This is a genomic window from Variovorax sp. P4_B11 (assembly GCF_056402355.1).
In genome coordinates this window covers 43416-66467 of the sequence record NZ_JBFUHO010000044.1, presented here as the reverse complement: position 1 = coordinate 66467, position 23052 = coordinate 43416, and the positions used below count along the sequence as shown (strand labels likewise).

At 62.6% G+C, this 23052-nt stretch carries 22 protein-coding genes; 14 read left to right on the top strand and 8 right to left on the bottom strand.

Annotated features, from left to right (window positions below):
• Window positions 1–54: 54 nt before the first annotated feature.
• The 3 genes from AC1DYD_RS29535 to AC1DYD_RS29525 all read right to left on the bottom strand — a co-directional run bounded on the left by AC1DYD_RS29535 (window position 55) and on the right by AC1DYD_RS29525 (window position 2324).
• Complete coding sequence (locus AC1DYD_RS29535) at window positions 55–714, bottom strand: IS6 family transposase (RefSeq protein WP_478176308.1); 660 nt, start codon at window positions 712–714, stop codon at window positions 55–57.
• Between the two features lie 192 nt (window positions 715–906).
• Window positions 907–2034 (bottom strand): GTP 3',8-cyclase MoaA, encoded by a 1128-nt coding sequence (gene moaA, locus AC1DYD_RS29530; protein WP_478167267.1) that lies wholly within the window; start codon window positions 2032–2034, stop codon window positions 907–909.
• A 29-nt stretch (window positions 2035–2063) separates the two neighbouring features.
• Complete coding sequence (locus AC1DYD_RS29525; RefSeq protein ID WP_478167266.1) at window positions 2064–2324, bottom strand: hypothetical protein; 261 nt, start codon at window positions 2322–2324, stop codon at window positions 2064–2066.
• A 141-nt stretch (window positions 2325–2465) separates the two neighbouring features.
• Here AC1DYD_RS29525 and AC1DYD_RS29520 point away from each other — a divergent pair, with 141 nt between their 5' ends.
• Window positions 2466–3197, top strand: a complete 732-nt coding sequence (locus AC1DYD_RS29520; RefSeq protein ID WP_478167265.1) for a GntR family transcriptional regulator — start codon at window positions 2466–2468, stop codon at window positions 3195–3197.
• Here AC1DYD_RS29520 and AC1DYD_RS29515 read toward each other — a convergent pair.
• Genes AC1DYD_RS29515 through AC1DYD_RS29500 form a run of 4 tightly spaced genes read right to left on the bottom strand, consistent with a single transcriptional unit; the run spans window position 3182 to window position 7474 of the window.
• Window positions 3182–3850 (bottom strand): nitroreductase family protein, encoded by a 669-nt coding sequence (locus AC1DYD_RS29515; RefSeq protein WP_478167264.1) that lies wholly within the window; start codon window positions 3848–3850, stop codon window positions 3182–3184. The genes AC1DYD_RS29520 and AC1DYD_RS29515 overlap by 16 nt on opposite strands.
• A gap of 9 nt (window positions 3851–3859) precedes the next feature.
• Window positions 3860–5179 (bottom strand): FAD-dependent oxidoreductase, encoded by a 1320-nt coding sequence (locus AC1DYD_RS29510; protein WP_478167263.1) that lies wholly within the window; start codon window positions 5177–5179, stop codon window positions 3860–3862.
• Between the two features lie 8 nt (window positions 5180–5187).
• Window positions 5188–5493 carry a 4Fe-4S dicluster domain-containing protein gene (locus AC1DYD_RS29505; RefSeq protein ID WP_477650699.1) on the bottom strand — a complete coding sequence of 102 codons (306 nt, stop codon included), beginning with the start codon at window positions 5491–5493 and terminating at the stop codon, window positions 5188–5190.
• Window positions 5494–5515: 22 nt separating this feature from the next.
• Window positions 5516–7474 carry a molybdopterin-containing oxidoreductase family protein gene (locus AC1DYD_RS29500; RefSeq protein WP_478167262.1) on the bottom strand — a complete coding sequence of 653 codons (1959 nt, stop codon included), beginning with the start codon at window positions 7472–7474 and terminating at the stop codon, window positions 5516–5518.
• A gap of 340 nt (window positions 7475–7814) precedes the next feature.
• Here AC1DYD_RS29500 and AC1DYD_RS29495 point away from each other — a divergent pair, with 340 nt between their 5' ends.
• The 10 genes from AC1DYD_RS29495 (at window position 7815) to AC1DYD_RS29450 (ending at window position 17943) form a co-directional block, all read left to right on the top strand.
• Window positions 7815–9011, top strand: coding sequence for an ABC transporter substrate-binding protein (locus tag AC1DYD_RS29495; protein ID WP_478176305.1), 1197 nt, complete (start codon window positions 7815–7817; stop codon window positions 9009–9011).
• 8 nt (window positions 9012–9019) lie between these two features.
• The gene (locus AC1DYD_RS29490; protein ID WP_478176304.1) at window positions 9020–10960 is read left to right on the top strand and encodes an ABC transporter permease; all 1941 of its coding nucleotides are present in this window, start codon (window positions 9020–9022) and stop codon (window positions 10958–10960) included.
• Window positions 10957–11736: an ABC transporter ATP-binding protein gene (locus AC1DYD_RS29485; RefSeq protein WP_478176303.1), complete on the top strand. Its 780-nt coding sequence runs from the start codon at window positions 10957–10959 to the stop codon at window positions 11734–11736. Before AC1DYD_RS29490 ends, AC1DYD_RS29485 begins: the two co-directional genes overlap by 4 nt.
• Window positions 11733–12449, top strand: coding sequence for an ABC transporter ATP-binding protein (locus AC1DYD_RS29480; RefSeq protein ID WP_478176302.1), 717 nt, complete (start codon window positions 11733–11735; stop codon window positions 12447–12449). The genes AC1DYD_RS29485 and AC1DYD_RS29480 overlap by 4 nt, the downstream gene beginning before the upstream one ends.
• Window positions 12450–12453: 4 nt before the next feature.
• Entirely contained in the window at window positions 12454–13650 is a 1197-nt protein-coding gene (locus AC1DYD_RS29475) for an amidohydrolase family protein (protein WP_478176301.1), read from the top strand.
• Between the two features lie 23 nt (window positions 13651–13673).
• Window positions 13674–14117, top strand: a complete 444-nt coding sequence (locus tag AC1DYD_RS29470) for a cupin domain-containing protein (protein ID WP_478167258.1) — start codon at window positions 13674–13676, stop codon at window positions 14115–14117.
• Between the two features lie 232 nt (window positions 14118–14349).
• A complete protein-coding gene (locus tag AC1DYD_RS29465) occupies window positions 14350–14940 on the top strand; it encodes a TetR/AcrR family transcriptional regulator (protein ID WP_478176300.1) in 591 nt (196 codons plus the stop codon).
• 130 nt (window positions 14941–15070) lie between these two features.
• Entirely contained in the window at window positions 15071–15988 is a 918-nt protein-coding gene (locus AC1DYD_RS29460) for a Bug family tripartite tricarboxylate transporter substrate binding protein (RefSeq protein ID WP_478176307.1), read from the top strand.
• A gap of 3 nt (window positions 15989–15991) precedes the next feature.
• Window positions 15992–16876 carry a TauD/TfdA dioxygenase family protein gene (locus tag AC1DYD_RS29455; protein ID WP_478176299.1) on the top strand — a complete coding sequence of 295 codons (885 nt, stop codon included), beginning with the start codon at window positions 15992–15994 and terminating at the stop codon, window positions 16874–16876.
• An 11-nt stretch (window positions 16877–16887) separates the two neighbouring features.
• Entirely contained in the window at window positions 16888–17943 is a 1056-nt protein-coding gene (locus tag AC1DYD_RS29450; RefSeq protein ID WP_478176298.1) for an alpha/beta hydrolase family protein, read from the top strand.
• Window positions 17944–18260: 317 nt separating this feature from the next.
• Here AC1DYD_RS29450 and AC1DYD_RS29445 read toward each other — a convergent pair whose 3' ends face one another.
• Complete coding sequence (locus AC1DYD_RS29445) at window positions 18261–18455, bottom strand: hypothetical protein (RefSeq protein WP_478176297.1); 195 nt, start codon at window positions 18453–18455, stop codon at window positions 18261–18263.
• An 86-nt stretch (window positions 18456–18541) separates the two neighbouring features.
• Here AC1DYD_RS29445 and AC1DYD_RS29440 point away from each other — a divergent pair, with 86 nt between their 5' ends.
• Genes AC1DYD_RS29440 through AC1DYD_RS29430 form a run of 3 tightly spaced genes read left to right on the top strand, consistent with a single transcriptional unit; the run spans window position 18542 to window position 22857 of the window.
• Window positions 18542–20221 (top strand): ATP-binding protein, encoded by a 1680-nt coding sequence (locus AC1DYD_RS29440; RefSeq protein WP_478176296.1) that lies wholly within the window; start codon window positions 18542–18544, stop codon window positions 20219–20221.
• 12 nt (window positions 20222–20233) lie between these two features.
• Window positions 20234–21568 carry a sigma-54-dependent transcriptional regulator gene (locus AC1DYD_RS29435; RefSeq protein ID WP_478176306.1) on the top strand — a complete coding sequence of 445 codons (1335 nt, stop codon included), beginning with the start codon at window positions 20234–20236 and terminating at the stop codon, window positions 21566–21568.
• Window positions 21565–22857, top strand: a complete 1293-nt coding sequence (locus tag AC1DYD_RS29430; protein ID WP_478176295.1) for an ABC transporter substrate-binding protein — start codon at window positions 21565–21567, stop codon at window positions 22855–22857. Before AC1DYD_RS29435 ends, AC1DYD_RS29430 begins: the two co-directional genes overlap by 4 nt.
• The last annotated feature ends 195 nt before the right edge of the window (window positions 22858–23052 follow it).

The following is a 23052-nucleotide window of genomic DNA, read 5'->3' as shown; positions in this document are numbered from 1 at the left end:
GGCTCTGTCGCAATAGCAGCGCCGGCCTGAGCGAGCGTGGTTTCTCGGTGTCGCTCAGAAAGCCAGCAAATAAAACTGCGATGCCGCGGGCGAGGCTTGGCTTTGGGCGCGGTGGAGTTGGCCCTTCTTGATCATGTGCATCAACTCAATGCCGGCAATCAGGATACGTGCGCAGCGAAAGGACTTGAACCCCAGCATGGGACGCACGACACGTTTGATCGCGCGATGGTCCTGCTCCACGACGTTATTGAGGTATTTGCTCTGCCGCAGTTCGATGGCCACCCCGGCGTCATCGTTGACGCTCTGGATGGCAGCCGTGTTGGCGCCGCTCTTGTCGATGGTGATCTTCTCGGGCACGCCATGCAGTCCGATGGCCTGCTCCAGGAAACGACGTGCGGCAGCGCGGTCTCTCTTGGCGCGCAGCAGAAAGTCAACGGTGTCGCCGTCTCGATCCACGGCGCGGTACAGATACTTCCACTGGCCGGCGACCTTGATATAGGTTTCGTCCATTCGCCAACTCGTGCCCACGCGGCGTTTGCGTCGCCGGAACACCGACGCCAGTATGGGCAGTATCTTGATCGCCCAGCGATGGACCGTGGCGTGATCGACAGATACGCCGCGCTCGGCCATCATCTCTTCAATGTGCCGCAGGCTCAGCGGATAGGCCGCGTACCATCGCACGCACACCAGCATCACCTCCAGCGGGTAATGCATCCGCTTGATCACCTTGCGCAAAGCCTCGATCACGTTTTCGTCCAGTCAACAGTTCCGCCTCAGCTTACCAACCTCGGCTTAGCGCGACAGAACCGTCGATGCTGCCCATGCGCGTGCCGCGTCCGCCGGCCAGCAGCAATCCCGTGATGTCGGCAGGCGCGATGGTCTGCGCGGGCATGGCGGGCGCCTGCATCATCCGCCGATGTAGCTCATCTCGACGCGGCGCGGCGCCTTGTCATCGGCGTGGCCGGTTTCGGCCGGGCCTTGTAGCGTGCGCAGCTCCGAGTAGCGGTCGGCGCGGCCCTGCCAGATGTGGCTGATGGCCGAGGAGATGTCGTCGTCGGTGGCCGCGCCGCGCAGCAGCGGGCGCAGGTCGTGGCCCGCGGTGGCGAACAGGCACAGGTAGAGCTTGCCTTCGGTCGACAGGCGCGCGCGGCTGCAGTCGTGGCAGAAGGCCTGGGTCACGCTGCTGATCACGCCGATCTCGCCGCCGCCGCCGGCATAGGCCCAGCGCTGCGCCGTCTCGCCGGGTATGGAGGGCTGCAGTGGCACCAGCGGAAATTCGGCGTGGATGCGCGCGATGACGTCGGCCGAGGGCAGCACTTCGTTCATGCGCCAGCCGTTGGTGGCGCCCACATCCATGTACTCGATGAATCGCAGCACCACTCCGGTGCCGCGGAAGTACCGCGCCATGCGTAGGATCTCCCGTTCGTTGGTGCCGCGCTTGACGACCATGTTGACCTTTAGCGGACCGAGGCCTGCGGCCTGCGCGGCCTCGATGCCCGCCAGCACGTCGGCGACCGGGAAGTCGACGTCGTTCATGCGGCGAAACACCGTATCGTCCAGCCCGTCCAGGCTGACGGTGACACGGCGTAGCCCCGCGGCCTTCAGCGCGGCCGCCTTGCGTGAGAGCAGCGAGCCGTTAGTGGTGAGGGTGAGGTCCAGGGGGGCGCCTTCCGCTGTGCGGATCTGCGCGAGCTGCTCCACCAGCAGCTCGATGTTCTTGCGCAGCAGCGGCTCGCCGCCGGTGAGCCGGATCTTGCGCACGCCCTGCTGCACGAATAGCCTGGCCGTGCGGGTGATCTCCTCAAAGCTCAGCAGTGCGTTATTCGGCAGGTAGACATGGTCCTTGTCAAATACCTCCTTGGGCATGCAGTAGCTGCAGCGGAAGTTGCAGCGGTCGGTGACGCTGATGCGCAAGTCGGTGAGCGGGCGGCCCAGGCGGTCCGACAACTGTGCGCCAGAATCCGGCCTGCTGGACGCCGCCACCTCAAGCGAAGGCACTGCGGCGGGCTGACTGAGCATCGGGATGACGCGCATTGATGATCGAGAACTGCCGGGATCAGGTTTCACGTCATCGGGATCCATTGCCAGCGTTCGGCTGCCAGTTTCTGGTCATAGCGTTTCCTGGCGTTCTTGTCGTGCAAGGTGTCTCTGGCATGCCGTAGGCTTTCTTCGCTCTCGCCGGTCGCCCACAGCCACAGCTGCCGGCGCCAGCCAACCTTGGGCAGGCCCGCGAGACGCTGCAAGTAGCCGTGCTCGATTTCATGTTCGCCCGCATCGAGCCCGATCTGGAGTAGTGCATAGTGGCTGAGGTGAAGTGAGGTCATGTGCTCTCCATCGCTCCCGAAAGGCATGAGGCAAGTCAGAATCAATCCATATTAGATCGGTCTGGTCCTGAAAATTCATATTCTGGATCCCATCATCGGTAAAATGGTGCGAATCAATCCAAATCAACCACCAAAGGCAGTATGGCTTTCTCGGCAGAAGAAAAACTGGTCGATCAGCTTGTAGACCAGATTCAGCACAAGATCTCCACAGGCGAATACCTCCCCGGCCAAAAGTTAAAGCAGGTGGCACTTGCAAACACTTTCCAAGTGAGTCGGACGCCCGTGAGGCAGGCGTTGTCCCAGCTCGCCGCTCGGGGAATCGTCGACCAGAGCCAGTCCGGAGCGGTAGTCAAGTCCCAGAGCTCCAAGGATGTGAGGGACATCTATCGCGTTCGCTCGGAGGTGGAGGGGTTGGCGGCACAGTTGGCTGCGCAATGGATCACGGACCAGCAGCTGATCGAGCTGAGGAAGATCCACGAGCGGTTTGTGCAAGCTGTCACGGATCTGAACCGCCTGCGAGCCGACAGTCCCGTGGATCACGCGGAAACGAGCGCCTACCAAGCGGCCCGTAAGGAATGGGTCACCACGAACAGCGAGTTCCACGCGATCATCTTTCAGGCGTCGTGCAACGCGTACTTGCAAAAGATCATTGCGGACCTCGAACTGGGCTCCTCGCGCGGTGTGATCGCCTCTTCCGCGCTTGGCATGTACAAGCACCGGATGGAGAGAAACATCGCGCACCACGACGCAATCCTCGCGGCACTGGAGGCGCGCGACGACATGGCCGCGCGGCAGGCAATGGCACTGCACGTCGTGGAGTCCGGTGAGTTCGTGGCCGCCTGGCTGGAGAACCAGGTTCACGCCCGATCCTGAGCGCCTGGGCGCTGCGGACATGGCCATTTGGACAGGATGGAGTGGGGGTGCCTGGCTTTCGGGGGAGTCCACCCCGAATTCAGTGTGCCTAGGACGATCCAGCCGACGAGATACTCGCCCTCCTTGCAGAAGGCGCGCGCAAGGCAGGGGCTGAGGACCTTGCGTCCGCTGAGCATCTTGCCCGCAAAGCCGAGGGCATGCGCTGCGTTCAAGAAGTTCGCGATCGCGCCGCCGACGGCCATCCACTGTTCGTGCGCCGGGATGGGTCGCTCGACGGAAAGGTTGGCAATCACTGCGATGGTCAAGGGCGCTCGCCGAGCGCGCTCCATCTCTAAGGCGGCAGCTTCGCTCGACGCGCCCTCCGCTCGGGCGGCCTCACCGAACAGGTCGGCCAGCAGATCGATTGAGTCGGATTCGACGACGATGAAGCGATAGGGCGTCAACGCACCGTGGTCCGGGGCGCGCAGGGCGGCCAGAGCCATGACCGTCAGATGCGCTTCGTTTGGAGCAGGAAACGCTAGGTGGCGGGGACCAGCCGAGCGCCGCGTGAGCAATGTTGTCAGGCTCGCTGGCACCGTTGGGAAGTCCTGATGCCCTAGCTCCGAAGCGTCGTGATCGGAAATCTCGAGATCGTGCGGGGTGGTTGGATGCATAGGGACCCTCTACTGCGCAGCTGCAAGTAACTCTTGGATGCGTGTGAATTTTTCACGGGGCTTGGATGCGACGAGGCCGGCCGCGATTTCGGCCTGGTCGATTCGAAGCCAGTCCTTGAAGTCAATGGTCGTTCGTCCGCACAAGTGCTCTCGCAAGGCCTGCACGCCTCCAACATCGCCGAGATGTTCCGCTGCCAGGTCTTCCACGACTCGGCGCGTCACGGCAACGCTGTCGGCACGATTTGTGCCGATCACACCGGATGGCCCGCGCTTGACCCACCCCGTTGCATAGAGGCGCGGGATCGCCTGCCCTTCGTCTCCCAATACTCTGTCTTGAAGTGTTGGTACCACGCCCCGCTCATGGTCGAACGGTAGGCCTAGGATGGCGCGGCCGCGGTAGCCCACCGCCTTGAAGAGAAGGCCGGCCGGAATCTGGCACTCTTCCCCCGTTCCCGTAATCCTGGACGGATCCGCTTCGCAGGCCTGGGTTTTTTCGAGCACCATTGAACTCATGCGCTGGGTACCCTCCACACGCACGGGCCGCTTGAAGAAATGGAAGTGGATCCGGCGGCGATGGCTGTCCACGGCGCTGTGCGCGAGCGAGTTGAGCCACGCGACGGTGGAGTTGGGCGGGTTTGGCTCGGCGAGATCCCATGCATCAAAATGAATCGAGCAGTCCTCGATCTGGGCCAACTCCCTCAGCTCGTTGGCGGAGAACTTGGCGTGCGAAGGGCCGCGTCGTCCGACGATATGGATATCCCGGATATTGCTTACGGCCAGCGCCTGCAGGGCGTGGTCCGCAATGTCGGAGGCGCCCAGTGCCTCGACCGGTTTGGCAAGAATGCGGGCGATATCAAGGGCAACGTTCCCGTTGCCGAGGATGACGGCAGCTTCCTGGCTCAGATCGAAGGCGTGGTCCCGGCAGTCCGGGTGGCCGTTGTACCATCCGACGAAGGCCGATGCCCCATGGCAGCCCCGCAAATCTTCCCCGACGATGCCGAGCGTGCGGTCGCCGTGCGCACCATGGGCGAAGATTACGGCGTGGAACATCTTGCGCAAGCTGTCCACACTGACGTCCCTACCGACCTCCACGTTGCCGAAGAAGTGCAGATGCGAAGATTGCGCGATGCGCTCGTACGCGGCGATGGTCGTCTTGAGCTTCTGGTGATCCGGTGCCACGCCGTAGCGCACCAGGCCGAAAGGGGCGGGAAGGCGCTCGATCAGTGCCACGTTGATGCCCAGCTTGAGCAGTGCCTCGGCTGCATAAAAGCCACTCGGGCCGGCGCCGACGATGGCGATCTCGGGAGGTGAGTTGAAGGTACTTTGCACGGACTGCCTCAGAAGCCGAGCGACGCGCGCTTTTCCCATGCGCCTGGCAAGGCCTCGGACTGCTCCGTGACGCTGGGGAGCATGGATGCGCGCTCGCGGTTGATGTCCAGCCAGTGCGACATCGGCGCGGGCAGGTCGTGTTCGAAATAGATGGCCTTGACGGGGCAGACTGGAACGCACGCGCCGCAATCCACGCATGTGTCCGAATCGACATACAGCATCTTCTCGTCGCCGTGGAAGCATGCCACGGGACACACCGCCACGCACTCTGCAAAGCGGCAGTTCTCACAGTTTTCAGTCACTACGACGGTCACTTCGGATCTCCAATTCGTGGGTTTAGGGGGTAGGGCTGGCGAGTTCGATGGCGACACGCGTATCGCCGTAAGCGGCCATTTCGCCGAAGTTACTCAGCACGTCTTCGGTCAGCACGTTCGCACCACCCCCGCGCTTGATCCAGGTTCCCACCGGCATCACCACCATCCCGGGGCCGACGCGTGCGTCGACATGTGCGGTCAATCGCAGCTGCCCGACCGCGGACCGGACGATGATCTCGTCCTTGTCCTTCACGCCGTATCGCTCGGCGGTGTCGGTGCCGATGCGCACGAAGGGACCCGGGTGCTCGGTGGAGGTCATCTGTGAGAGCAGCCATGTCTTGCTGAAGTTGGTTACGAAGGTGAGGGGATAGCCTTGCACTTCGCGTTGCTGCAACTCGATGTCGTCGATAAACTGGAATCGGCCTGACGGGGTCGCAAATTTCTTGTCCGCGAACGGCACCTGTGGTGCCGTCGGGCAGCGCACCGGCCCCTGCATGACGCGCTCGACGGACAGGCCTTGCGCCTCCATCGGCTTGAGCATGCGCTGCAGCCATTCGCGCGGCGAACCTGCCATCTCTTCGCCGATGCCAAGGCGCTTGGCCAACTCCTGGAAAATCCAGAGATCCGAGCGAGCCTCGCCGACCGGGGCGATGACCGGATTAACGCCGCCGATGATGTTGTGGCCCCAGGAGACCAGGATATCCTCCTCCTCCAGGAAGGTAGTGGTGGGCAGAAACAGGTCCGCGTAGTCCGACGTATCGTTCAGGAACATGTCCACAACAACCGTGAACTCCAGCCGGTCAAAGGCCTTCGCCACAAGGTTCGAGTTCGGCGACTGGTTGATCGGATTGCCGCCGTTGACGAACATCATGCGCACTGGCGGGTCCTGCGTATCGAGCAGACATTGGCCAAGCAGAGGCTCTGGGATGGCACGCGCCGCGGTGGCCCGATCCGCAGCCTCGACCTTCTTGTCGAAGTGGCGCTGGGTCTGGAACCCCAGGGTGGCGCCCCCCCCGGGAACACCGATGTAGCCGCACAGGGCGGCCAGGGCGTCCACACAGCGGAAGATCTCGGCGCTGTGCTTGTACTTGTTGAGGCCCCAGCCAAACAGGATCGCCGCAGGTCGCGCTGTCGCGTACTCGACGGCCAGGGTGCGCACTGCGACCTCCGACAGGCCGCAGGCTGCACACAGGTCGTGCATCGAATGCCGCTCCAAAAGCTGAAGATACGCCTCGACGTTGGTGCAGTGGTTCGCTATGAACTCCTTGTCTTCCAAGCCCGCTTCAAGGACGGCCTTTGCCATCGCCAAGGCCAGCTCGGCATCACGCGCCACGCGGGGTTGGACATGGGAGTCGCAGATCGTCGCGGACTCGCTGCGCACGGGGTCGACCAGGATGACCTTGCCACCCGCCGCGCGGACTTCCTTGAGCAGGGGCACGGTGTGTAGGTTGGTTGCCATGGGATTCCGTCCCCACAGAAGCACGAGTTTGCTGTTGACGAGATCCGACGGATCGTGACCAAGCCGTATGCCGAAGTCCATGGCTTGTCCGGCGCGCGCGGCCCCACTGCAAAGGGAGCCGCTGGTCGTCGTCACGCCACCCAGGAGATTCCAAAAACGACGGCTCAGATGCTTGGTTGCGCCCCATGAGCCGGTGCGCTGGTAGTGCATGAGAGAAAGGCTGCCGTCCTGTGCAATGAACCGGCGAATCCTGTCCGCGGCCAGTTCCAGTGCCTCCTCCCAGCCGATTCGTATCCACGCCCCCGCTCGATGGCCGCCCTCCCGACGCATGGGGTACAGCTGACGCTCCTCGCTGTAGACGCGTTCCGGGAACCTGTAGGTCTTGCCACACAGATAGCCACGCGTGAAGGGGTGCTCCGGATGGCCCTCGAGCTTCACGATCCGGCCGTCCTCGACTTGGGCGCGGATTCCGCAGCCGTCCGGGCAGTCAAGTGTGCAGGTGGTGTATATGGTTTGTCGCATAGAGCATCCTTAAATGTCTTTGTTGGATCCAAAAAAGAAAAAGCAAAACGCATGCCTGGCAGTACTGGACTGTTTATGCGTATCTCAGGTCCATGTGGGTGCGATCGGTCTCTGGCCGGCACCAAAATGCAGCAAGAGCCGAAGGTCAGCGCACAGAGTCGTGGCGTGCAGATGCAGGCTAGGGTCCATTACTCAGATAATGGATCCATAAGTTGCGATTCTGTGCTTCTGTCAAGGGTTAACCCCTGGGTGTGTCCTTGGAGGCCAGGCGTAGACTGGCATTAAATCCGCAAATGGATCCATTTCAGTCGGTTATGCACTTTTTTGAAGGATCGGCATCATGAACTTCTTCTCACGGAGTTGGCTGGCCGCACTGGCCGTGGCGGTCGCTGGCGCATGTCATGCGCAGGGCGTCATCAAGATTGGTGAGGTCAACAGCTACAAGGTCACGCCCTCGTACCTCGATCACTACAAGCGCGGCTGGCAATTGGCACTGGACGAAATCAACGGCTCGGGAGGAGTGCTTGGCCGCAAGCTCGAGGTGATCTCGCGCGATGACAACGGCAACCCCGGCGATGCCGTTCGTGTGGCCGAAGAGCTGTACTCGCGTGAAGGCGTCCGCCTGTACTTCGGAGGCTTCCTTTCGAACGTGGCTGTGGCCCTAGCGGACTTCGCGAAAAACCGTCAGGTGCTCTATCTCTTTGGCGAGCCCGGCACTGACCGTGTGATCTGGTCCGAGGGCAATCGCTACGTCTACAGGCTGGGCCCATCCACCTATATGTCGGTCGCCATGCTGGCCAACGAGGCGGCCAAGCAGAACAAGAAGCGCTGGGCGCTCGTCTACCCCAATTACGAACTCGGGCAGTCTGCAGCCGCCACGTTCAAGAAGCTTCTGAAGAGCCAGCAACCAGACGTCGAATTCGTCGCGGAGCAGGCACCGCCGCTGGGCAAGGTAGATGCGGGTGCCATCGCGCAGGCGCTGCTCGATGCCAAGCCGGACGCAATCTTCAACGTCCTCTTCGGCGCGGACCTGGGCAGGTTCGTTCGCGAGGGCAACAGCCGCAAGCTGTTTGATTCGGTCCAGGTCTATTCCATGCTGACCGGCCGGCCAGAGTACCTGGATCCGCTCGGCGCCGAGGCGCCACAGGGCTGGATCGTGACTGGCTACCCCTGGTACTCCATCAACACGCCGGAGAGCAAGAAATTCGTGGAGGCGTACCGGAAGAAGTTCAACGACTTCCCGCGCCTGGGCTCGCTGGTCGGGTACTCGACGCTGCACGCGCTCGCGCAAGGCTTGCGCAAGGCCAGATCGGATGATCCTGAGGCCATCGTGACCGCTTTCAAGGGGCTGGCCGTCGACACGCCCATGGGATCTATCGTGTTCCGCGGTCAGGACAACCAGTCGACTATGGGTGCCTATCTCGGCAAGGTCGCACTGAAAGACGGCAAGGGCTTCATGATTGACTATCGCTACATCGATGGGGCGAGTGTCGTGCCATCGGACAGCGAGGTCTCGAAGCTGCGCCCTTCGAAGTAGACCCGGCCATGACCTTGCAGAGCCTTCTTCCTCAGCTGATCAATGGATTGGCTGACGCATCGGTGGTCTTTCTAATCGCGTCGGGGTTGTCGCTGATCTTCGGCGTCACTCGCATCGTCAATTTTGCACACGGCTCATTCTTCATGGTCGGCATCTACCTGGCTTACAGCCTGGTGACTGCCATCGGGGGCGGTGCGCTCGGCTTCTGGATCAGCACCCTGTTGGCGGCGCTGCTGGTGGGGCTCCTGGGTGCGGTCGTCGAACTGACCATCCTGCGCCGAATCTACAGTGCCCCAGAGCTTTTCCAACTGCTGGCCACGTTCGCCCTGGTGCTGATCATCAAGGATGCCGCGCTGTGGCTGTGGGGTGCTGACGAGCTGTTCGCGCCGCGAGCGCCGGGCTTGGAAGGTTCCGTGTCGATCATGGGCACGCTCTTCCCATCGTACGACATCGTCATGATCATATTGGGGCCGACGCTGCTGGGCGCGCTTTGGCTCCTGTTTAAGCGCACCCGTTGGGGCGTGCTGGTGCGTGCCGCCACACAGGATCGAGAGATGGTGGGCGCGCTCGGCGTCAACCAGGGACGCCTGTTCACCGCGGTGTTTGCGTTGGGCTGCCTGCTGGCTGGCCTCGGCGGCGCCTTGCAAGGACCGCGCATGCCCGCCAACCTGGCACTCGATATGGACACCATTGGCACAGCATTCGCTGTGGTCGTGGTCGGCGGGATGGGATCCATCCCGGGAGCCTTTATCGCTGCGCTCCTCATCTGCGAGTTGAAGGCACTGTGCATCGCGCTTGGCACGATCACCCTGTTCGGAGTTGCGCTGCCGGTGTTCAAGTTCACCCTCGTAGTGGAGTTTGTCGTGATGGCGGTCGTCCTCGTGTTCCGCCCGCACGGCTTGCTGGGCAGGCCCTCCAGCACGAATTCGGTGGCAGCTGGTCAGGAGCCGGTCTTGCGCCCTGCCTCTGAGCGGATGCGCCGCGCCGCGATCGTTGCGGCAGTGGTCTTGCTTGCGCTGCCTGCGCTTGAACGCAGTTTCCCCTACCTGATGGTTCTTGGCGTCGACGTGCTGATCGCGATGCTGTTCGCGACGAGCCTGCATTTCATCATGGGGCCAGGCGGCATGCACTCCTTTGGCCATGCGGCGTATTTCGGGCTGGGCGCCTATGTCGCAGCGGTTTTCGTGAAGTCGGCGGGTCTGGGCATGATGACCGCGCTTCCTCTGGGCGTCCTCGGCGCGGCGGTCGGCGCGTCTGTGTTCGGTTGGTTCAGCGTCCGGCTCTCCGGCGTCTATTTGTCCATGCTGACCCTGGCGTTCGGACAACTGGTTTGGGCCATCGCCTACCAATGGGATGCGGTAACTGGCGGAAGCAATGGGCTGATTGGCTTTCGGCCGCCGCAATGGCTGCGCTCGACCACTGCCTACTACTACTTCTCGCTCGCGCTCGCCCTAGGAGGTATCTGGTACATGCGACGGGCTCTGTTTTCGCCGTTCGGCTTCGCCGTGCGCGCCGTGCGTGACTCGGAGTTGCGCGCGGGCGCAATCGGGATCGATTGCAAGCGCGTGCAATGGGCAGCCTTCGTTCTTGCCGGCACATTCGGCGGCTTGGCCGGGACGCTGTTCGCGTTCGCGAAGGGCAGTATCTCGCCAGAGGCGGTCCATGTGGCCAAGTCCATTGACGGCTTGGTCATGGTGCTCCTGGGCGGCGTGCAGACCATCGCTGGGCCCATTGTCGGTGCATCGGTCTTCGTCTGGCTGCAAGACACGGTGGCTCGCAGCACGGACTACTGGCGTGCGCTGCTGGGGTTGATCATTCTCACCTTGGTCATCGTGTTCCCGGCCGGGATTGTCGGCTCGTTGCAGGCGATGGTCGAGTCGTTCAGAACGTCCCGCTCGCGCAAGGGGCCTGTGGCGGAGCCGGTGTCGGCCTTGGAGGTCAAGGCATGAGCTTGCTATCGGTACGCCATCTGAGCAAGCGTTTCGCGGGCGTGGCTGCGGTATGCGACGTGTCCTTCGAGGTGCAGGCAGGTGAACTGCTAGCGCTGATCGGACCCAACGGCGCGGGCAAATCTACCTGCTTCAATATGCTCAATGGCCAGCTCAAGCCCGACAGCGGGCAAGTCATATTGGACGGGGTTGATGTCGTGGGCAAATCGCCAAGGCAGGTCTGGAGCCATGGCGTCGGCCGCACGTTCCAGATCGCAGCGACGTTTGGTTCCATGACCGTCATGGAAAACGTACAGCTTGCATTGCATTCGCACAGGTCCAGCGTGTTCCATGCACGGCAGGCGATGTCGCACTCCTACAGACAAGAGGCTTTGTCGCTGCTGGAGCAGGTGGGTATGCGAGACCATGCGGACAGGCCCTGCAGCGTATTGGCCTATGGCGACGTCAAACGGGTGGAACTGGCGATTGCGTTGTCCAACAGACCGAAACTGCTGTTGATGGACGAGCCCACCGCGGGCATGGGGCCGAAGGAGCGCAACGAACTGATTGCGCTGACCAAGCGCCTGGTGATCGAACAGAGGATCGGGGCGCTGTTCACCGAGCACAGCATGGATGTGGTGTTCGGCTATGCGGACCGGATGATTGTTCTCGCACGTGGCAAGCTCATCGCGCAGGGCGACCCGCAGGCGGTCAGAGCAGATGCGCAGGTGCAGGAAGCTTACTTCGGCACCGGAAAGACGTTCACCAGCGAAGACTTGGACGGAGCCACGGCATGACGACGAAAACCCTGTTGGAGGTCAAGGCCCTGAACGCCTACTACGGTCGGGCGCAGATCCTCTTCGGCATCGACCTGCATGTCAACGCGGGCGAGGTCGTGGCGCTCATGGGGCGCAACGGCGCCGGGAAGTCCACGACCATGAAAAGCATCATGGCCCTAGTGCGCAGACGCAGCGGCTCCGTTGTCTTTCGGGGCCACGAGATCTCCATGCTCCAGTCGCACCAGATCTCCCGCCTGGGCCTGGGCTTCGTGCCGGAGGAGCGTCGCATCTTCAGTGAGCTGACCGTCATGGAGAACCTGACGGTGGGCGCTCAACTGCCCCGCGAAGGTATGCGCGCGTGGACGACGGCCGAACTCTTTGCGATGTTTCCGAACCTCGGGCAAATGCCGCAGCGTCCGGGCGGCCATATGAGCGGGGGCGAGCAGCAGATGCTCACCGTGGCGAGGACTCTGATGGGCAACCCCTATCTGGTCATGCTCGACGAGCCCTCCGAGGGCGTGGCGCCGGTGATTGTCGAGCAGATGGCGCACATGATTCAGCAACTCAAGCGGCAGGGCCTTAGCGTGCTCCTGTCGGAGCAGAACATCCACTTCGCAAACCTGGTCTCCGACCGTGCCTATGTGCTCGAGCGGGGCCAAGTTCGCTTCTCGGGCGACATGCGAGAGCTGATCGCTGACAAGCAAATTCGCAGCCAGTACCTTTCCCTTTAAGAACATGCACGATCAATCTCCATCCGCCCCCGCTGGAAAACTACTCATCAAGAACGTCGGCCTCATGCTGACGGGTGACCTGAACGACCCAATCAAGGACGCCGACGCCGTCTTTTGTGAAGATGGGATGATCGTCGAGATCGGCCGGCTCGGTGACTTGGACTGTGAGCAAGCCGACATGGTCATCGATGCCAATGGCTGCGCGCTCGCCCCGGGGCTGATCGACAGCCACGTGCATCCGGTTTTCGGCGACTGGACTCCCAGGCAGAACCAGATCGGCTGGATCGAATCGTTTATGAACGGCGGAGTCACCTCCATGATCTCGGCCGGCGAAGTTCATCTTCCGGGCAGGCCGCGCGATATCGTTGGCATCAAGGCGTTGGCCATCACCGCCCAGCGCGCCTACGCGAACAGCCGCCCCGGAGGCGTGAAGCTGCTCGCGGGTGCCCCGGTCATCGAACACGGCATGGTTGAAGAGGATTTCCGAGAACTTGCAGCGGCGGGTGTGACCCTGCTTGGCGAGATCGGGCTGGGATCGGTCAAGGACGGGCCGACCGCACGCAAGATGGTTGAGTGGTCACGCAAGTACGGGATTCAGTCCACCATCCACACGGGCGGGCCCTCCGTGCCCGGTTCCGGCTATGTCGACGCCGAGATGGTGTTGGAAGCCGATGCCGACATCATCGGCCACATCAACGGCGGTCACACCGCCCTGTCGACCAAGCAGATCCGCTGTCTGTGCGAGGGATGCGGCAGAGCGATCGAGATCGTTCACAACGGCAACGAGTTTGCCGCGCTGTTCGCCCTGCGTGCGGCCAAGGAATTGCGGCAGTTGGACCGTGTCATCCTGGGGACCGATTCTCCTGCAGGGTCCGGTGTGCAGCCCACAGGCATCCTGCGGCTGATCGCCATGCTGTCGAGCATTGGCGAGGTGCCCGCCGAGCAGGCCATTTGCTTTGCGACCGGAAACACCGCGCGCATACGCAATCTCAACTGCGGCTTCATTGAGGTCGGTCGCGCCGCCGACTTCGTCTTTCTCGACACTGCGCAGCATTCCTCCAAGTCCAACCTACTAGAGAGCATTGCCGCCGGCGACTTGCCCGGCGTTGGCATGGTAGTGATCGATGGCCTGGTCCGCTGTGGCCGCTCCCGCAACACGCCGCCCGCTGCGCGTATTCCCCAAATTCTGCAACACGCCTGAAGGCGATTATCCAAGGAGATGACATGTCCAATGAGGTTCAGCTTGATCTCAGCCAGCACAACCCCCCTGAATATCGGAATCCCGATTCGATGGACTGGGAGATGGGCCGCTTCAAGAACAAGACGAAGTTCCTGTTCCACACCAACGCGGACCGCCCTACGGAGCCGAATGCGGGCTTCCTGCACTACGAGCCCGGTGCGGGCTTCCGCTTGCACAAGCACGATTTCGCCCAGGTCTGGTACGTGATCGACGGTGAGTTCAATATGGGCGGCAAGGTCTATGGGCCGGGGACCGTCGTATTCCATGGCGACCCCCACTACGAAGAGGCCATGACAACGGAAACGGGCGGCACGCTGTTCTTTGTTCAGTATCAGGGACCCACTACGGGCGCGCGCCCGGTTTACGAAGGTCGGATGAACGTCAAGGGCGAGGTCAAGGACGTCACCGCGACTGATCTCGAGCACTGACTTGAGCCGCGCCTGTCCTTTCGAAGCATGCCCGATGGCCGCTGAGAAGTTCTTTGCAAGAGCTGTGCGCCGACGCGTGCGGCATGTGCCCGGCTGCTGCGGGCGAATGGAAGAGCAGAGGACGCACCCGTCTGCGCAGGCCGCATGGTCCCGAGGGCCTCGGCCATGCGGCGGTGAAAAGCCGTATGCCTCCCATGCCGCGATCCATGCACCGCCACCATCGAGTACCCGTATGACCGCCGTTGCCCCGCCACGCACCCGAAACAAGGAAAGAACCAAGGCTAGGCTGCTTGAGGCGGCAGTGGCTGAATTTGGACGATTGGGATTCGAGGACATCAAGATCGATGGCGTGGCCGAGTCCGTTGGCCTGAACAAGAAGCTCGTCTACTACTACTTTGACGATAAGGACGGTCTTTTCGAGGCGGCAAAAGCGCAGGTCATGTCCAACATCCGTCTTTGGGCTGACAACTCGGGATTGGAGCGGATGGAGCTGAATGGCTTGCTGCTATGTGCCCTCGACTTCTTTGCGGCTCATCCCAAGCTGACAAGATTTCTTGTCAGCAATTGGGAGAGGATTGCCGAACGACAAGGCTTGAGTGGTTGGGGGCTCTACGAGTGCTTTGCAAATCAAACGATGTCCAAAGGTGACTCGCCCATGAAACTCTTTCCCTCGTCGCTCTTACTTGCCACTTTGCAGCTATCAACCATGGAGTATCTGGTGCGCTCGGAAAACGAAATCGCGAACCGGCCGATCCGACTGAGGATGGCGGCCTTGTTTTTGGGCTCGTTGTATGACTGCTTGCATCTGCCATCACGACATTGAATCGAACATTGTTAGGACATCGATCATGAGAACTCTTCTACGACCCTCGAGGGCACTTGCAGCTCGGTTGGGACAACGATTCAGGCGCTCGCTGGTGCTACCGCTCGTTGCTTCGAGCGTTGCGTTGCTCGTGCCGTTCGCCTCCAATGCTCAAAGCTATCCCAGTCGACCTGTGACCATTGTCATCGGCTTCGCGCCTGGAGGTATCACAGACATCTTCGCTAGAGAGCTTGGCCAGGAAGCTTCGAAGATTCTGAAGCAGCCGGTGATCATCGACAACAAACCCGGGGCCGCAGGAATGATCGCCAACGACCTGGTTGCGAGATCCAAAGCGGACGGCTACACCTTGCTGATGACGGCCAACAATCACACGATCAATCCGGCACTTCGAACCACCTTGAAGTTTGACGCGGTCAAGGACTTTTCGCCGATCACGCTGGTGGCGTCCACGCCCAATATCCTTGTCGTTCCCGCGAACTCGCCCTACAAGACCGTTGCTGACTACATCGCTGCGGCAAAGTCAAAACCTGGCGGTGTCTCCTATGGAAGCTCCGGTAACGGAACAGCCCCTCACATGGCTGGCGAATATTTTGGGACCATCGTCGGCGCGAAATTCCTGCACGTTCCATACAAGGGATCGAATCAGTCGTTGCTGGCAGCCATTGCCGGCGAGGTTGATTCGACCTGGTCCGCGGCTGCGCTCACGCAGATCAAGGCAGGCAAGGTCAGGGCGCTGGGCGTGGCGAGTGCGAAGCGGCTTCCCTTCGCCGCCGACATTCCGACCTTTGCCGAACAGGGGGTCAAGGGGTTTGAGACGGAGGTATGGGTCGGGCTGCTCGGGCCCGCACACCTTCCGGATGAGATCGTCCAGAAGTGGAATTCGATGCTGCAAGAACTTCTGTCGCGTCCAGAAGTTCAGGAAAAGTTCAAAGTGAACGGGTACGCCCCGATCCTGAATGTCGGTCCCGCAGTCTTCAAGGCGCAAATCGCCAGGGAGATTGGGGTGTACAAAAAGGTGGCCAGCGATGCCAATATTCAACCGGAGTGAATCATGACTGTCGAGGCAAAAAACGAATTTGAAGTGCGTCCCCTTGCGGCACCCCTTGGAGCCGTTGTTGAGGGCTTTGATCTGGGACTGCTACCTGAGGGAGAGTGGCTCGGGGATCTCGAGGCTGCGTTGCATCAGCATCGAGTTCTGGTGTTTCGCAACCAGCGAATCGACGACGGCCAAATGCTGCACTTCAGCAAGTATTTTGGCAAGGAACTAGACATCCATGCGATGACCCAGTTCGCCAAGCCCGACAACCCGGAGGTCTTCGTGCTGTCGAACATCGTCGAAGACGGTCGCCAGATTGGGGCCGTGGATGCCGCGCAATATTGGCACAGCGACCTTTGCTATACGCGCACTCCCAGCCGTGTGTCCATTCTCTATGCCCTCGAAGTGCCGGTGAAGGGCGGCAGGGTGCTAGGGCCAACGGACTTCGCCGACACGGCGGCGGCCTACTATGCGCTGCCGACAGAGATCAAGGAGCAGCTGGAAGGCCGGAAGGCGCGATTTGTAGCCTCTAAGAAGAAGCCAGGCCAGCGGGCCAGCCATTTCAACAAGATGAACAAGGACACCGAGTCCCGGTTAGAAGACTCCGTAGTTCACCCTGTGATTCGGACGCACCCGAGCACTGGAGAGAAGTCCATCTTCGTGAACGAGGGGTTCACCACTGAAATCCTGGATATGGAACAGGAGGAAAGCGAACGCCTCCTCGACTATCTGTACGCCTTCACGCGCCAGCCCCGCTTCATCTACCGCCACACGTGGGCGCCAGGAGATGTCGTCATGTGGGACAACGCGCTGACCTTGCATCAAGGGGTAGGTGACTACGCGCTTCCTCAGCGCCGGCTGCTCTATCGGACCATCGTTAAGGGCACCGTGCCGTTCTGAAGCTCTGAAGCATGAAAACGGACTACCTCGCGCTCAAGGCCGCCGGACACTCTTTGTTCCGCATGACAAACCAGGGGCTTGATTGCTCCCTGGTGCGGGCTAACATGGAGCGAATCGTTTCGAACAGTGACTGGTTTCCTGTTTGGACGACTGTAGGCGCAGACTTTGAGAAACTCGGCGACACAGCAGCTATGCAGGGGAACTTGGTGAGTGCCGGTCAGCTTCTCACAAAGGCTGCCCTCGCGTACCACTTCGCTCAGTATCTTCACTTTGAGGATCTCGATGAAAAGAAGCGCGCTGCAGTGGCAAAGGTTGCGTGCTACACCCGAGCTTTGCCGCTGCAGCCGGTCCCCGGCATGCGGCTCGAGATTCCGTACAGCGGAAGGACGCTCCCTGCGGTTCTTCGGTTGCCACCGGGGGTAGCTCGGGTGCCGCTGGCTTTGCTTGTTTGCGGCTCCGACTCATCCAAGGAGGAACACTTCGCGATTGAGAGGGAGTTTCTCGCACGAGGCATGGCAACGCTCTCGTTCGACGGCCCCGGCCAGGGCGAAGTGTCCGATTGGATGCCGATGCGGCCTTCGTACCACGAAGCCGTTTCTGCTGTCATCGACTATGTGCAGGCGGAGGAGGGCATCGACCCGCATCGCATTGGCGTCGTCGGCTTCGGCTTCGGCGGCATGCTCGCGGTCAGCTCGGCGGCGGCCGACCAAAGGATTCGAGCGTGCATTTCGGTCAGTGGCTATTTCGACATGGGTGTGATGAATTGGGACGACCCGATTCGCAGTTGGCGCTTCGCCCATATCGTTGGAGTCGAAACGATCGCTGCGGCTCGTGAGGTCGCTCGTGGCTTCACACTTGAAGGCTGGTGTGATCGCCTAGATTGCCCTGTCCTTGTCATGCATGGCCAGGCTGATGCAGGAATTCCTGCGGCCGCTGCAAAGAAAATTGCAGATCGAATTGGAGCCAACGCGGAGTACTGCCTAGTAGAAGCAGGGGTCCATTGTTTCCACAATGTCGCGTTTAGAACAACGCCACTGATTTGTGATTGGCTCGCTGCTCACGTGTAGCATGGCTTGCTGAGTGTTCCAGCTGAGCGATTGAATCGCATTGCTGCGCACATCAGTTCGCCAGTATGGCCGGGTGAGGCTGCAAGGAAAAAGAGCGGCGCCGCGCGACGTATGTTTTGTCCGACAGGTGTCCATGGTTTCAGTCATTGGAGACGACGACATGTCCATAGAACCGGACACAGGTGCCGCATTCTTCGCATGTGCCAGACCCTGCTCGGGGGCGCCGCTCGCGGCTGCGTCACGCGAGTCGGCATGGCACGGGCTTTGCACTTCGCAGGTCGCCTTTTCCATCCAACGGAGACAACAGCGAACAATCGTCAACCTCGAAGCCCGCTGTTGGTCCAACCGAGCAGAATCTGCTGCTCGTAGCCAGCGAAGGCATTCTTTCCATGCACGACAACGGAGATTTGCATGAGATCACCCTGCGCGAAGCTCGTTTGGCTGACGGACGAGCTCGCCGCCGGTCCCGGAAGCAGCGATGGATCGATCGACCACGCCATCTTGTTGGGCAATGGATCGCCAACCCCCTCTTCCGCAATTGCCAGGCCCTTGTGAGCGCCGGTGCGGGACTGGTCTTTAACGCGGCACGAGTTCCGGCATGGCTATCAACAACAGCGTCGTAAGTCGCTACCTCGCGATCTCGCTAGTGGCGGGAATCGTGCCGACGCTCGCAGTGGGCCTGCTGTACGACCGGTATGCGCAGGCGCTGATCGACGAGTTGGTCGGTGAGCGCCTGTCGGTCCAGCTCACCGCAATGTCGAAGCGCCTGGAGTCGTTTCTCGACGGTCGTCGCTATCAGGTGGAGACCCTGGCCAGCCACCCCGCCATGACCGCCTTGCTACGCGCCGACATCAGCGACGCCAGCGACGAGGCGCATGGGCTGCTGCAGCTGGAAGCCGACCTGCCGGACCTCTACGGCATCCTGCTGCTGGAAGAGGGCGGCCGGCTGCGCCATTTCGTGCCCGGACAGGCGGCCGCCGGGCCGCCCTACTGGAGCGAGCAACCGTTCTCGATTGCTTCGCTGCCGGTCACGCGTTTCGACAGCAATGAGGTGGTCGGGCCGGCCGCGCCGGGCGACGGCCTCGCCGGCTGGTTCCTGGTGCGCCATCCCCTGCCGGTCGCTGAGGGCCGGCGCCGGGTCGACATTGCGCTGCACGTACGCTTCTCCTCGCTGACTGAACTGATGGGCGGGCCCTCGGTGGCCGGCATCGTGCAGCCGGTTCTGAAAACGCCTGCCGGCTACTTCAACGCCGTCGGCGTGCGCGTCACCCCCGCCGAGCGCATGATCGCGGGCCCGGAGGTGTTGCCCGGCTGGCAACCGATGTTGCAGATCGAGCCCTCGGCGCTGCTCAGCCGTTTCGAGAATGCGCGGCGTGTGCTGCTGGTGGCCGTGCTCGGCACCGCCAGCGTCCTGGTGTTCCTGTTCTACCAGCTCGCGCGCAGTCTGCAGGGCCGCGTGGCACAGCTTGTGAGCGGAGTCGAAGCCATCGCGTCCGGCCAACTGGACCACCGCATCCGGGACCAGGGGCGCGATGAGATCGCGGCCGTTTCGCGTGCCTTCAACACGATGGCGGAGGGCCTTGCCAACACGTTCGCCCGATTGGCACGCGCGCAGCGGCTCGCTTCGCTCGGCGAATTTGCCGCCGGCATTGCGCATGAGGTGCGCAACCCGTTGTCCGCCATCAAGACGACGGTGCAGGCGCTCGCCCGACGCGAGGCCGATCCGCGTCGGCACCAGCTTCTGCAGGACGTGGAGACCGAGGTCACGCGGCTCACCCGCGTGGTGAGCGATCTATCTGATTTCGGGAAGCCGCGCCCTCCGGAACCGGCCGTGGCGCCGGTGCGCGAGATTTTCCGCCGGGTCGATGGCCTGGTGAAGGCCGAACTGAAGGCGCAGCGGCTGTCACTCGCGATCCAGGGCGACTCCGAGTTGCGCCTGTGGGTCGATGCCGACCATCTGATCCAGATCATGTTGAACCTGGTGCTCAACGCGATCCAGGCCACGCCGCCGGGCGGCCTGATCACACTGCGTGCGGCGCGCGCCGGCGACGGCTTCGGCGTGCTTGAGGTCCGCGATACGGGTCGTGGGGTGCCGCCCGAGGCGCTCGCGAAGCTGAGCGATCCGTTCTTCACGACCCGACCGAAGGGCATGGGCCTGGGCCTCAGCATTTCCCGACAATTGGCCGAGTTGAATGACTGCACGCTCGTGATCGAGAGCCAGGTGGGCGCGGGCACGGTGGTCACGTTGCGCGTGCCGATGCCGCGAGAGGAGACATAGGTTTTGAAACAGGTGCTGGTGATCGACGACGAACCCGGCGTGCTGAAGGCACTGGTGTTCGCGCTGGAAGAGGAGGGATTTGGCGTCGCGACCGCGGTGGACGGCGCCGGCGGATTGGATGCCGCCTGTCGAGGCGCGCCCGACATCGTGTTGCTCGACGTGAACCTGCCGGACATGAGCGGGATGGACGTGCTCGCGCGGCTCGCCACGGATCGGCCCGGGCTGCCCGTGATCATGATCTCCGCAACGAGCGACACGCGGCTGGCCGTGAAGGCGGTGAAGGCCGGCGCAGCGGACTACGTGACCAAGCCGTTCGAGCTCGATGAATTGCTCTACACGCTGCGCGGCGCGCTGCAGAAGGCGCGCATGGCCAGTGAGATCGATTACCGGCGGCAGGAATCGACCGCCCACGACGGAGTGATCGGTACGAGCGCACAGGTCCGCGCGCTGGCGGCGACCATCAGCCGCATTGCGGCGAGCCAGACCAAGCGTGTGCTGGTGCTGGGCGAGTCCGGCACCGGCAAGGCGCTGGTGGCGCGCGCCATCCACACGGCGAGTGCGCGCAGTGGAGGGCCCTTCGTCGAGGTGAACTGCGCCTCGCTGCCGGAGCAACTGATCGAGGCGGAGCTGTTCGGTGCGGAGAAGGGCGCCTACACCGGGGCGACGCAGCGGCGCGTGGGGCTGGTCGCGCTGGCGGACGGCGGCACACTGTTCCTGGACGAGATCGGCGAGCTGCCACTGGCACTGCAGGCCAAGCTGCTGCACTTCCTGGAAGACGGTCAGTACCGCCCAGTGGGTGGCACCCGTGGCGTGACCGCCGACGTTCGGGTGGTGGCCGCGACCAACCGCGACCTGGCCTCCGAGGCTTCGCGGGGCCGCTTCCGCGAAGACCTGTACTACCGGTTGAACGTGCTGCCGATCGCCCTGCCGACCCTGCGGGAGCGCGATGACGACGTGCTGGTACTGGCAGATCATTTCGCCGCGCGCTATGCCAAGTCCGAACGCTGCGAGACGATCCGCTTCTCGCCCGACGCGCGAGCCTGCCTGACGGCCTACGCATGGCCCGGCAACGTGCGCGAGCTGAAGAACCTCATCGAGCGTCTCACCATCCTCCATCCCGGCAGCGTGATCGAGCGTTCGCAGCTGCCCTCCGACCTGGACAGTGGGGAGGTGCGCTCGGCGGCCATCGAGCAGAAGCTGGCCGTCGAGGAGGAGAAGCTGCTGCGCGATGCTCTGGCCCGCGCGCAGGGCCATCGTGGCAGGGCCGCGGACCTGCTGGGCATCTCCCGCCATGCGCTGCTGCGCCGGCTGCAGCGGCTCGGGATCGATGGGGAGGGCCGCCCGTGAGGATTCGTGATCTGCTTCGCTGCGCCGCCACGCTGGTGATGGCCTGCCTGGCTGCAACCGGCGCCCATGCCCGCGTAGAGCTGGGGGCACCTGTTGGGCAGGCCGACATCACCATTGGCTGTCTCTACCCCCTGGCGGGCCGGGCCGCGATCTACGGCCGCGACAGCATCGCGGCGATCAAGCTGGCGCTCGCTGAGCTGGATGCTGAGCGCGCGCGCGACTGGCGCCCGCGGCTGCGAGTGATCGTGGAAGACGACCGCTCCAAAGCGGCCTATGGCGTTCGGCTGGCCAGCCAGTTCATCGATCACGACAAGGCGCAGTTCCTCTGCGGGGTGGTGAGTTCCGGTGTGGCGCAGGCGGTGAGCCGGCTGTCGCGTGCGCGCAAGGTGATCTTCGTCGGCACCGACCACGCCTCCTCGCGGCTCACGATCGAGGACTTTCACCGCTACTATTTCCGGGTTTCGAACGACACCTACACTTCGATGGCGGCCGGCGCGAAGTACCTTGCCGAGCAGCAGCGCGAGCGTGGTTGGAAGCGGCTGGCATTCCTGGGGCCGGACTACGACTATGGCCACGTCATGTGGGCCGACCTGCAACGCAGCCTGGCGGCCAGCGGCGCGAACTATGAGGTCGTTGCACAACTCTGGCCCAAGCTCTACGAACCCGACTATTCGGCGTACCTGACGGCCCTGATGCGCTCGCGGCCGGACGTGATCGTGACAGGCCTTTGGGGGGGCGACTTCCTTGCCTTCCTCGCGCAGGCCCACTCCAGCGAACTGCTCGGCAAGGTGCCCATAGCCAACTTCGATGCCGGCGGCAACTACGACGTGCTGGTGGCGCTGGGCGACCTGGCGCCGCCGAATCTCGTGCTCTCGGCGCGCCATCACAACAACTGGCCCGACACGCCGCGCAACCGCAAGTTCGTGGCCGACTTTTTTGCGGCGGAGGGGCGCTATCCGACTTATGCGGCAGAGGGCGCCTATGCCGGGATCCTGGCCATTGCGCGCGCGGTGGCCAAGGCCGGCAAGCCATTCGACGTCGAGAAGGTGGTGGGAGCGCTGGAGGGGCTCTGCCTGGAATTGCCGGAGGATCCGCCCGGGTTTGCCTCATGCATCGACCGCGAAACGCACCAGATCGCGCAGGCGCAGGCGATCGGGGAGGTGGTGGTAGACAACCGGTTTCCGCCGGCCCGGGTGATGCTTGGGCGGTGGCGGGTTTATCCCGCGGAGCAATTGCGGCCGTCGCCGGAACTGGTGCGGGAGCGCAGGCGGGCTGCCGGGGCGCCGTAGGCAACTCCCCGTCACTTCCGCGAAGGCCGCAGGGCTGAATCCGGCATGCGCGGATTCCGCGCGACCCGACCGCCGCCGTGCGCGGAATCCGCGCAACACCTCTCCACGAACTACGCCCAAGTCATTGATCCATAAGGCTTTCACGACGTGGCACGCTCCCTGCAATGTTCCTCGTGAGTGCAACCCAAAACTCAC